Consider the following 12,596-nt stretch of genomic DNA (forward strand, 5'->3'; position numbering starts at 1 on the left):
TCTTTTCAAAGTGAAGCATAATAAAATGTTGTCTCCGCAAATGACACGGAATTTATCTAAAGCTGATAAAGATGTCTTACGTGCTGGGATGCTCGGTTCCGTGAAGGAAGGTTTGTTCATACCGAAAGGGTAATTAGGCCAATCCAAGCTTGTCCAATTCAAGATAATACTGTCCACAATTATTAACATTTTTTTCTCGTTTTTTTCAAAATTTTAGTCGTTTCAATTGATTTTTATTGGCACTGACTTTGTAATTCTATCAGTAAATGAAAACGGAGTCAAACATGAAAAAAGTGTTAATCATACTGGTATCAATGGCGGCAAGTTTAATAATCACAAGCTGTCACATTGAAAACGACTTTTTCGGTGGACATGATTACACGCCACCTGCACCTCCAAGAGGACTTTATACTGTAACTGGCGACAGCTGGGTTGAGATAAATTGGAATCACAATCTTGAACGGGACTTAGATGGATACAACATCTATTACAGTTATTCTTACAATGGTAGATACGAATTAATAGGTTCAACAAGAAGCAACTACTTTGTTGACTATGGAGCACGAAATGGTAAAACCTATTACTATGCTGTGACTGCATTCGATTATGACGGGAACGAAAGTGAGCTTTCTTCAGATGTGATTTATGATACTCCACGTCCAGAGGGATTTAATCAATCTATTTTTGATTTCAGAAGATTTCCAAATAACTCAGGTTATGATTTCTCTTCCTATGGTGTAAGACCATACGACGATAATTCTTCGGACATGTTTTTTGATAACGACGGCGGCGCGTATTATATGGTTGTTTGGGACGATACGGATATTCAAGATATGGGACCAACTTATGACATTTATGATGTATCAAAAGCACCTTTAACCGGCTGGAGTTCTACAAAAGATGTCCGATTGAAAGAGGGAAACACTTATGTTGTTTGGACTTGGGATAATCATTATGCAAAGTTCAGAGTTAAACTTTTAACTCCTGAAAGAGTTGTCTTCGACTGGGCATATCAGTTAGTTGAAGGGAACAGAGAATTAAAATCCGGCAAATTTACCGAAGGTGAACGTAAGCCGATTGACAAATCTAAATTAAATGAAAGAGTTAGAAAGAGTAAATAAAAGCTCTCCTCTCATACAACTCAGAACCCCCCGAAGCATTTCCCGATGCTTCGGGTCTCTTATTTTGATTGGTTTATTCTCTCGAAAAAAAATGATAACTTAAGATAGACAGAATGAAGAAATCTGCGACATATTTTTTGATTTTAATTACAGCGACCTTATTCTCGTATGGTGAGCTCGTCGGCCAGAATGTCAGTCCGAGGTATCAAAAAATTATTCCGGATAAATCACAGCAGCCCAACCCGGCACCGGTATTCGAAAACATTATTTCCGGAATTGAAGCTGGAAGCGTTTCGTCTATAGCCAATTATTTCGGTAAACAGATTTATATTAGTTTGAATTCGGGTGAAAGAGGATATTATTCATCCAATCAAGCCTACTACGTGCTTCAGAATTATTTTAGTATATATAGACCAATAGATTTTAGAGTTTCAACTAGGTTGACAAACTCTCTCACGCCTTATTGCGCTGGAAAACTTATTTACAGCTTTAAGGGAGTTAAAGAAACTGTTCAAGTCTATATTGGTTTAAGCTGGACTAATGATAATTGGGAAATTAATCAAATCACCATTAATTGATGAGCGAGCTAATTTGCTCAATTTTCTAAAATGAATTTCATTTATTTTGATTCACTTAAATTAAGATTTATTACTTTGCGACAGCGTGAGAGAGCATGAAATTCAGCCCCTCAAAACTTTTTACAAAAGATAAAAAGTTTTCAATTCTATTTTTATTTTTTCTGTCTCTATTGATTATTAGTGCATTGGTTTTCCCCAAGATTGTAGATTACTATGACAAGAATTGGACTGAAATTTCAACTGAGAAAGTGGGAAACATTGCTCAGGAAATTTGTATTGAATTTCAAGACAGGGAAAGTGAATTAATACTTTATACTGACAAACTTGCAGATGAACTTAAAGAACTTATTTCTGATACAACAAAACTTTTCTATTCTAGGGAAAGCATCTTCGAATTATTGAAGGATGCAGAGAGAAAACAAAATTATAGATACCAATTTTTCAAGAATGAATATGAACCGATTGCTTGGACTAACCAGTTCTTCACATTTGATTTTCCAGTTAAACTCTTGGCACAAGATAGTCTGATCACAATTAAAAAAGGCAATTTTCGGACGTTTGTTGCCTTCTACAAAAAAATATTCGAGCATTTTGAGGATAGCTATTTCTTAGCCGGATACGAAAACATCGAAAACAATTACCCGATCAAAAATGAATACTTTACTGCCTCTTCATTGGAAAATGATTTTACAAGTGAATATGAAACAAAAATTTCACTTAACCTGTCTGAAAATGCATCTCCTCGTTTAGATGGAAGAATATTTTCTCAGCAACTCAATCATGTTGACGGCTCGAGAGCAGGATTCATTTATATTAATCACCTTTCCAAGTCAGCATTTATCGAGCATTTAAAAAAATTGTTTTCCAATTTCCAGCAGCTTTTATTTTTATTGCTCATAGGAATTCTTTTCTTCTCTTTAATCAGAGATTTTCAGCATATCAATTCCAGACTTTCGAAGATTGCAGTCACAACAGCATTTATTTGGCTGATTCGGATTATTCTATTTTATTTTCAATTTCCATCCAATTTCATTCAGAGCGAACTTTTCAATCCACTCTATTTTGCTTCAAGATTTGGATTCGGGATTGTTAAATCGCCAGGAGAACTATTTATTACGGCTTCTGCTTTGCTGATCAACATGATTTACGTTTTTATGCTTTTCAGAAGGTGGTTAGTTGATCATTCCGATCTTTCTCAGAAATATTTCTCGAAGACTTTTATATCAATTTTGGGAGCTGTCTGTTTGCTTGTATTTCCATTATTGCTAAGAGGATTTGGTGCTGCAATACGTAGTTTTGTTTTTGATTCATCGATAAAATATTTTGAGTCAGCATCAATTCTGCCAAGTCTTCCTTTCCTTGTGATGCATATAAATGTGTTTCTAACCAGTACGAGCATGATCATTGCTTCGCTGATACTGTATAGTTTCATATTTCGTGGGGTAAATCACTGGCATGAATTTAAAAATCAAATTAATATATCTCTTGTCTCAATAGGATTGGTAATAATTGCATGTATAATTTTTTTACTTGTTGATGGAAGCAGGCAGTTTACGTTTTTCTTCCTTGTTGTATTTGTGTTGCTGCTTGCCTTTTTCAGTTATCAATTTCTTCAAGCTAAATTACCGGCGAATTTTAATATTATAATTTCAATATTAATATTCTCCTCACTTGTTGACATATCCATGCTGTTTCAGAAAAACGATCTATTGGAAAGAGAACTTCAAAGAAATCTTACTTATGAATTAGTAAGACCGCAGGATCAATTAACTAATTTTGTATTGAATGAAACTCTGACTAGTCTTGGAAACAATAATGATCTCATTCAAGAGTTTTTGAAACGTGATGGAGAACAAAATTTTGAGTTAACTGCATTTACGCTATGGGTAAATAGTCTTCTAAGCAGCGAGGGGGTGAATTCAAATTTACAGTTACTGAATAAATTCGGAAATTTACTCGGTTCATTTGGGGTAGGAATTGACAATACAGATTATTTTCAGAAATATTTCGATCCGAGGTTAATCTCACAACACACAATTTTTATAAATCAAAATCAGTATCCGAATAATATTTTTGGCGTCATGCCAATTCGTTTTAATGGCAGAATTCTTGGATTTGCGGCTCTAACGCTCGAAGTACCTTCCAATCGAAAAATAACTGCACATTTTAATCAATCAGGCACACCGAAGATTTTCAAAAATATTCAGAGGGAACGAAATCCTATAGAACTCCTTCCAGATGCAGTGATCTATACCTTTTGGAAAAATGAATTAGTGCGTGTACGTGGAGAAGATATACCAGAAAGACGATCTCTTCCAAAAGAAATTAACGAAACGCCAATAGAATCTGGTAGTTATGAGCTTTGGTCAAGTGAAAAATTCGGTAATCGATCTTATTCGACATACTACCTCCTCTACGAGGAGAATGCTGTAGGAAAAATTCTTGCTGTGAGTGTTGAAAAGAAAAGTTTTCTGTGGCATGTTTTTAATTTTTTTAGGCTAATCTTTATTCATTTTTTAATTACCGTGACGGTTATATTATTGATAGCGGTATCTTTATTCCTTAAGGGTTATCGGTTCCGCATTCGATTCAAAACGAAACTATTTGCCGGCTTGCTCATCGTAACGATAATCCCTTTAATCATACTAGCTTATTATAATCGTGAAAATTCTCTCGAAAGCTGGAATCAATCAACAAGAAATGAATTACGAAAGGATCTTGATGTAATTGAAATTTATCTAGGGGATATTTTTTCAAAAGGGATATCTTCAACAAACGCGAGTGAATTAAATCGTATCTCAAAGAAACTTCAAGTTGATTTTAATGTCTATGTGAATGACAGGCTTTTTTATTCTACGCAGAAAAAACTTTACGATCTAAACTTTTTCCAAGCGGGAATGAGCTCAGAGATTTATAATGAATTATTTTTGAATGATAAATCTTATTCATTTGATTTTGAATACGTTGGAGATTATAAATACTTAGTTGGATTTAAGAAATTTTCAGTCGAGGGACTTGGTCAAATCCTCATTTCCAGCCCAACAATTTATCGTCAGGAAAAAATTCAAAAGGAAATAGCTCAAATCGACGCGTTTATTTTCGGTGCTTACTCTTTCACGCTAATTCTTATTTTTATTTTTGGAAGTTTTATTGTTGAAAGAATTTCCAAGCCGATAAGTGATTTAACAGAAGCTACAAAAAAAGTCTCTCAGGGTGATCTTCAGGTTCAGCTTGCAACAAATGAAACAGGAGAAGTTGGGGATTTAATTGAAGCTTTTAATTCCATGATCGCAGACTTGGAAGAAAGCCGAAAAAACTTAGCCCAAGCTGAAAGGGAGTATGCTTGGAAGGAAATGGCAAAACAAGTTGCTCATGAAATTAAGAATCCGCTCACGCCAATGAAATTGTCTCTACAGCATCTCCAAGTTCTTTATACGGAAAACCGAAAAGAATTTGGGAAACTGTTTGGCAAAGTATCAGTTAGCTTAGTTGAGCAAATTGAAGCGTTAAACCGAATCACAAACGAGTTCTCTCATTTTGCGCGAATGCCAAAACGTAATGTTGAAAAATGCGATCTTTTAGAAATTATAAAAGAATCAATTTCGCTGTTTGCATCGCAATGCAAAATGGAATTTAATTTTGTTAAGGATGAACAATTTTTTATCAGCGGCGACCGTGAGGAGCTTAAGAGAATCTTTATAAATATTTTTAAAAACTCTATTCAAGCGGATAGTACTACTGTAAAAGTCAAGCTCTTTAAAGATGTGAAATATAATTTTATTAATATTGAAGATGATGGGCACGGGATATCTCAAGAAAATTTGAGTAAGATTTTTGAGCCGAATTTTTCTACGAAAAGCGAGGGAATGGGATTGGGATTGTCGATGATTAAGAAAATAATTGATGAGATGGAGGGAACAATTGAAATCGAAAGCAAGGAAAATAATGGAACGATAGTCAGAATAATTATTCCTGTTTTCACCGAAACACAAACCGAAGATTAGTTCGTGGCACATTCCTTAAGCAGCCAGCAGAAAAAAGCATTACTCATTGACAGGAATATTGCATTAACAGCAAATGCAGGTTCAGGAAAGACTTTTATTTTGTCGAGAAGGTTTTTGGAGACGGTTATTTCCAAAAATATTTCGGTGAATCAAATTGCAGCAATAACGTTCACTGAAAAAGCTGCGGGTGAACTATTGGCAAAAATCTCAAATGATATTGATGAATTTTTATTGAGTGAAATTCCTCAAAAGCTTCGCTTGCAAATTCAAAAATTTCGCGATTTAATTTTAACCGCGAAGATCTCCACAATCCATTCCTTTTGCTCTGACATTCTAAAAAAATATCCAATTGAAGCTGAGATCGACACACAATTCTCAATTATTGAAGACTCAGAGAAAAAGGAAATAATTACCTCTGCCGTTGATAAAGCTGTTAAAGACTTGTTGAGCGAGAACATTGTCAAAGATGTGCTTCGAATTTTTGGGAAGCAGCATCTCTTCGAAAAGCTTGAGAGAATGATCAATAAAAGATATTTAACCGAGAAAGTGCTAGATAATCTCTATGAAAATGACTTTGAACACTTCAATAAAAAGATTGATGAACTATACATAAAATATTTCTCAAGCGAATCCTCATGCAAAAGAGTCCAAAATCTAGTCAGCCAGCTGAGAAATGTTTTGCCTTTTATGATTGATTCTATGAGTGCGGAACTTTCGGATCTGATCGCGAGTGTCAAAAAGAACATTGAAGTTCGTAACTTCCAAGAAGTATTTCTTCTTCTTTCAGAATTAAATCAGATTGTATTTGTCAAAAATTGGGATGGTATCCGAAAGAAATCTTTCGTCAAGGGAAAAATCGATTGTACTGAGTTTGATGAATTTATCGAACGACTTTTTTTTGAGATGGAATACTTTTCACCATTTATCAATGCGGAGTATTATGATGAGATCAATGAAAGGAAAAGATTTTTTCTCACACTAGCGATCATTGAAATATATGACTCAGCTTTACAGATTTTTGAAAGTGAAAAAAATAAACTTGGGTTTTTGGATTACGATGATCTTTTAATTAAAACTGATCGACTGTTAGATAATGAAATTGTTCGAAACGAAATCTCAAATTCGTTAAAGTACATCTTAGTAGATGAGTTTCAGGACACAGATCAGCTTCAGTATTCAATATTAAAAAAAATTACAAATGATTTTGACGAGGAACATTTTCTATTCATTGTTGGAGATGAGAAGCAAAGCATTTATGGTTTTAGGAACGCTGACATTAAAGTCTTTCAAAATGCCAAAAGTGGAATTTCGAATTCTAATTCATTAATTGCAGAGTTTGATTTCTATGATGAAAAAGTTGAATTAATTAATAACGAAACTTCCGGAATTATCACTCTTCCAGAAAACTATCGATTGCTTCCGAACTTAATTGCATTTAATAATTATTTCTTCAAATCACTAATGGAAGATAATATTGATTTGAGTGCCGTAAATTTTGATGGAGAGGTTTCATATTCTGATTTAGTGCATGCAAGAAATAATAACGCAAATGGAATAGTTGAACTGCTTATCAATAACGAATCAATTGAGGATGAAGTTGAAAAGGTGGCGGATAAAATTGAATGGCTCGTCAACAGCGAATATAAAATATTTACTAAAGATAAAAGTGCGAATTCTGAAATCGAGCAATCAGTAAATTATCGAGACATAGGTATTTTATTCCGTGAAAAATCTTTTTTCAAAAAGTTCGAACGTGAATTTGCGAAGAGAAAAATTCCATATACTATCACCGGAGGGAAAGGTTATTATCAAACTGAGGAAATAACAGATTGGATCCAATATTTTAAATTCCTATCGGATTTGAAAAATGATGTTGCACTCGCAGCTGTACTGCGATCACCATTTTATGCTCTGAGCGATAATATACTATTTGAGATTAGCGAAATCCAAAATGGCGATAGTCTGTTCGAAAAATTTATTATGTATGCAAAAAACTTCGATAAAAGTGAAGTTTTGAATGTATATGATTCATTAAACCGGCACTTAAACGTTGCTGGTAGAATTACACTACCAAACTTGATTCAACTCATATTAAATGATACGGGTTATTTGGGTGTGATTGCATCTGATCAAAGAGCAAACCAAATCAATGCAAATGTACTGAAGCTTCTTGATAATGCAAGAGAGTTTGAAGCGAAAGGATTTTCCGATCTTTTCGATTTTACAGAATATTTAAAATTTAATTGGAAGGAGGATACTGAGGTCGGTGAGGCTCCAATTAATGAAATGTCTAACAGTGTAAAACTGCTTACAATTCATCAAGCCAAAGGTTTGGAGTTCCCAGTAGTTATTATCCCGCGGTCAGATATGCCAATCAAAAACTACCAACTTAATTACGGACAGCTTGATGTTGAAGAGAACACGGGATTAATATTTAAAATTAACTCAGGAACTGAAAACATACATACTAAATCTTCTGTTCTCGGTTATCACATCAAAAGTCAAAATAATTACAATGAAGCACTAAGAGTTTTTTATGTAGCTTTAACAAGAGCAAGAGACTATTTGATAATTTCCGGAACTGGCCACGATAAGTTGTTTACACAGAATTCTCTGTTGAAGAAAATTCTTGAGATACTTGAAGTAGCTGATTTCAGGACTAATCGTAAGCTTACTCGCAATGTTAAGCTGAGTTCTATATATCTAGCTGAGAAAGAATCGAAGTTACTTGAGAGGAATTTTCAACTTGAAGTTAATTTGAATCCGGCTGTTAAAAAAGTAACAAAGAAGATGGAAACAATTGGGAAACAAAAAGCTTCTTCGGCAAAAGAGATTGCGATTTCTGCATTAACAGATTTGCCAAAAGGTGAATTTTTCACAGCTACACAGTTAAATGCCTTTTCTCTCTGCCCGACAAAATATTTAATTAAGTATCAAATTGGCCTCGATGAAAATTTTTCAAGCTCAGACCCGACTTTGAACCTCACTGGAAATTCCAATTTGGCTGGTCCAAGATTTGGAAATCTCGTTCATCAAATAATGGAAAAGATCACCTCTCATCAAATAACCGAAGTCGAGATAATTAAACTCATTGATAGCTCATTGATTGAATATCGGGAGTTTTCAGCTGCCGAGGTTCGAAGCGAATTAATCTCAGTGCTGAATAAAATCGTTAATTCAGAAATATTTAAGACGATTTTTTCAAAACCAAATTTTCTTGTTGAACAAGAAATTAATTCAAAATTTGGCGATCAGTTTTTATGCGGCATTATCGATCGCATCGTAATAGAAGAAAACAAGATTACAATTGTTGATTTTAAGACTGACACTTTTATTCTCCAAGAGTATGAGAAGAAAGTTTCGGATTACTTAATCCAAATGGGATTTTATTCTGTTCTAGTAAAAAATTATTTTAGGTCGATCAAGGAGATAGAACTTGTTTTGTTCTTTATTCGTTATCCTGAAAAACCATTTATAAAAAGCTTTAGCTTCGATGAAATATTACAGTATGAAAATCTATTTAAGACGAACTTAAATAAAATCATTAACGGACAATTCGAAAAGAACATAACTCATTGTTCTGAATGTGAATTTTACTATGGCAGAAGCTGCCTTCTTTAGAAGTTAAAGACCATTTTGATAATTTTTACTAAAGGGTACTAATGAGAAAATATATTTTATTACAATTATTTATATCAGCACTTTTTGGGAATATAAGTATTGCTGCCGATTCCTTGAAGGTCTGTTGCGATCCTCCGTCAATAGCGATTGAAGACAACTCATTTTTTATAGAGGAAGCTTATAATCAAGAACCAGGAGTTGTTCAGCATATTTTTACCGGTCAATATGCATGGAAATATTTTAAATCCGTTGGATTGTCATTTACACAAGAATGGCCGATTGGAGACGAGCATCACCAAATAAGTTTTTCAATCCCATTTACTAGCTTACTTTCGAACTCTTCATCAGGTGTTGGAGACATTATGCTGAACTATAGGTATGAACTCACTGGAAGAGATGACTTTGCAGTTTCCGCTCCAAGATTTTCAATAATATTTCCTACTGGCAAGGTTGAAGGCGGGTTTGGATCTGGTAATCTTGGATATCAAGTCAATCTGCCGGTCAGTAAACGATGGAATGATTTTCTTGTTAATCATTTTAATGTGGGCTTTACTTTTTTTCCAAATGCACGAACCAAAACTTCAGCTGGTGTTGAAGCAAAAAATGATATTTATTCATTCGACATTGGAGGGAGTGCTATTTGGCTAGTTCGCCAAAATTTTAATCTTATGTTTGAAATTTTACACTCATATTTTGTTGAAATTGATGCAAGTGGAAAAAAACAAAAAATGAATGTGACTATTTTCAATCCTGGTTTTCGATTTGCGATTGATATTAGTGATCTGCAGATTGTACCTGGTTTATCAATTCCATTGAACTATCAAAGCAAGAAGATTACGCCCGAGCTGTTCTTCTACTTATCATTTGAACATAATTTTTAAACTGAAATTTTTTACATGAATGAAAAGCGGATAAAAATTCTAAAAAATGGCGAGATAAAATTTGGGCCTGTAGTTTATTGGATGAGCCGCGATCAGCGAGTAAATGATAATTGGGCTTTGCTGTATGCACAACAAAAAGCAATAGAGAATAAACAAAATTTAATTGTGATCTTTAATTTGGTCCCAAAATTCTTAGAGGCATCAATTCGTCAATATGGTTTCATGCTTAAGGGATTAGAAGAAGTCGAAAAAGAGTTGAGTCGTTTCAACATTTCGTTTTCTTTATTAATCGGCGATCCAGCACAAAACATTGTTAAATATGTTAACGACACAAAAGTATCTGTTCTGATTTCCGATTTTTCACCGCTAAAGATTGTTCGAGAATGGAAAAACAAAGTCGCGCTAAAAATCAAAAATCCATTTTACGAAATCGATGCTCACAACATAGTTCCATGTTGGGAAGCATCTGACAAACTCGAATTTGCTGCGTATACTATCAGACCGAAAATCAATAGAAAATTAAATGAATATCTAATCGATTTTCCAAATTTGAAAAAGATGCCAAGGAAAAATAAAAATTACTCCAATCCCGTGAATTGGTCACACACAACCAATTCACTTCGAATTGATTTCTCGATCCCCGAAGTTGACTGGCTGCAATCCGGGGAGAAAGCTGCTTCTATGCAACTGAATCGTTTTATCGAGAAAAAACTTAATCAATATGCTGAGAATAGAAATGATCCGGCTCTGAATTTTCAGTCGCAGCTTTCACCGTACATTCATTTTGGACAAATCTCTGCTCAACGTATTGCATTGACAATTCAAAACTTGAATAAGAATGTTCAATCCACAGAAGCGTTTCTTGAAGAATTGATTGTACGACGGGAATTATCTGATAATTTTTGTTATTACAATTCCGATTATGATTCTGTTAAAGGCTTTCCTGATTGGGCAAAAAAAACGTTAAATGAACATAGGAACGATAAGAGAGCTCATCTGTATTCAATTGAACAATTTGAAAAATCTCAAACACACGATAAACTTTGGAATGCTGCACAACAAGAAATAGTCCAAACTGGAAAAATGCATGGCTATATGAGAATGTACTGGGCAAAAAAGATTCTTGAGTGGAGTAAGTCACCAGAACAAGCACTCGAAACAGCTATTTATCTAAATGATAAATACTCACTTGATGGACGCGATCCGAATGGATATACAGGATGTGCATGGTCAATTGGGGGAGTTCATGATCGAGCATGGGGAGAAAGAGAAGTTTTTGGTAAAATCCGCTATATGAACTACAATGGCTGTAAAAGAAAATTTGATTTAGATAAATATATCTCTGCATTTCTGAATACATTATAACACTCTTGTTTTTATTCTAACCTGGCACAAGCTTCTTAAGCTGCTTGACACTATTAAACTTTTTCATTATATTAAAAACATACAAAACGAACATAACGAAGATAACAAATATTGCAAATCTCAAATTATAAATATATTTCAACCAGAGAAGTCGCGGCTATGTTGAACGTAACAGAGACCACAGTCAAGCGTTGGGCAGAAAGGCAATTGATTAATTGTTCAAAAACCATTGGAGGACATCGCAAGTTTGAACTCAAGGAAGTCCGAGACTTCGCTCAAAAAAACTCAATACCGATTTCTGGTATGACCGCTCCGCCTTTAAGTCAACATCAAAAAGAGAAACTTGGCTATGCGATCTATTCCAGTAATTTTAAAACTATATCAGAAATATTCTTCGAGGAGGCATTGCAAGGTGATCGTGAAGGACTCCTTGATTTAATGATCTATCTACACAAGAACCAGATTCAATTTTCAGTTATCGTTGATGAAATCATTCGGCCTGCCATGGTCGAAATTGGAATTAAGTGGGAAAGAGGAGAATTAGGCGTCAATCAAGAACACACTGCATCAGAATCTGTAAAATTGGCAGTAGCGAGATTTGCAGCTCAAATGTTTAATCAAAAGAAAAAAAATCTGAAAGTTATCTGTGCATGTGTTGAAAGCGAACAGCACGACTTAGGAATTCAATTTCTATTTCACGAATTAGTTCGATGCGGGTATGAAGTAACTTACATGGGTGCAAATACACCTTTTGAGTCTTTAAAAGATGAGATTGCAAGTTCAAAACCGAATATAGTTTTCCTTTCGGCAACATCACCGAACATTTCACAGCGGAAAATTAAAAGCGAAATAGAGTCTCTTTCTCGAGAATGCAAAAAACTAAAATCAAGATTAATTCTTGGAGGAATTTATATTGAAAAACTCAATAACAAAAATTTGATATCTACCGAAACAGCATTTTCGATTACTGAGGCAGTTAAAATCATTAGAAAACAGAAAGGAAAGTTGTAAAGATGAATAGAGCCA

At 34.2% G+C, this 12,596-nt stretch carries 7 protein-coding genes; all 7 read left to right on the forward strand.

Annotated features, from left to right (window positions below; translation table 11 throughout):
• Window positions 1-284: 284 nt before the first annotated feature.
• The 7 genes from FJ213_02395 (at window position 285) to FJ213_02425 (ending at window position 12,581) form a co-directional block, all read left to right on the forward strand.
• Window positions 285-1,121, forward strand: coding sequence for a hypothetical protein (locus FJ213_02395; protein MBM4175010.1), 837 nt, complete (start codon window positions 285-287; stop codon window positions 1,119-1,121).
• 113 nt (window positions 1,122-1,234) lie between these two features.
• Window positions 1,235-1,699: a DUF4783 domain-containing protein gene (locus tag FJ213_02400; protein MBM4175011.1), complete on the forward strand. Its 465-nt coding sequence runs from the start codon at window positions 1,235-1,237 to the stop codon at window positions 1,697-1,699.
• Window positions 1,700-1,794: 95 nt separating this feature from the next.
• A complete protein-coding gene (locus FJ213_02405) occupies window positions 1,795-5,703 on the forward strand; it encodes a HAMP domain-containing protein (GenBank protein ID MBM4175012.1) in 3,909 nt (1,302 codons plus the stop codon).
• 3 nt (window positions 5,704-5,706) lie between these two features.
• Window positions 5,707-9,324, forward strand: coding sequence for a hypothetical protein (locus tag FJ213_02410; GenBank protein ID MBM4175013.1), 3,618 nt, complete (start codon window positions 5,707-5,709; stop codon window positions 9,322-9,324).
• A gap of 41 nt (window positions 9,325-9,365) precedes the next feature.
• The gene (locus FJ213_02415) at window positions 9,366-10,205 is read left to right on the forward strand and encodes a transporter (protein ID MBM4175014.1); all 840 of its coding nucleotides are present in this window, start codon (window positions 9,366-9,368) and stop codon (window positions 10,203-10,205) included.
• A 15-nt stretch (window positions 10,206-10,220) separates the two neighbouring features.
• Entirely contained in the window at window positions 10,221-11,570 is a 1,350-nt protein-coding gene (locus FJ213_02420) for a deoxyribodipyrimidine photo-lyase (GenBank protein ID MBM4175015.1), read from the forward strand.
• 111 nt (window positions 11,571-11,681) lie between these two features.
• Window positions 11,682-12,581, forward strand: a complete 900-nt coding sequence (locus FJ213_02425; GenBank protein ID MBM4175016.1) for a helix-turn-helix domain-containing protein — start codon at window positions 11,682-11,684, stop codon at window positions 12,579-12,581.
• Window positions 12,582-12,596 lie beyond the last annotated feature (15 nt).

The organism is Ignavibacteria bacterium (assembly GCA_016873845.1).
Taxonomy (GTDB): Bacteria; Bacteroidota; Ignavibacteria; order Ch128b; family Ch128b; genus JAHJVF01.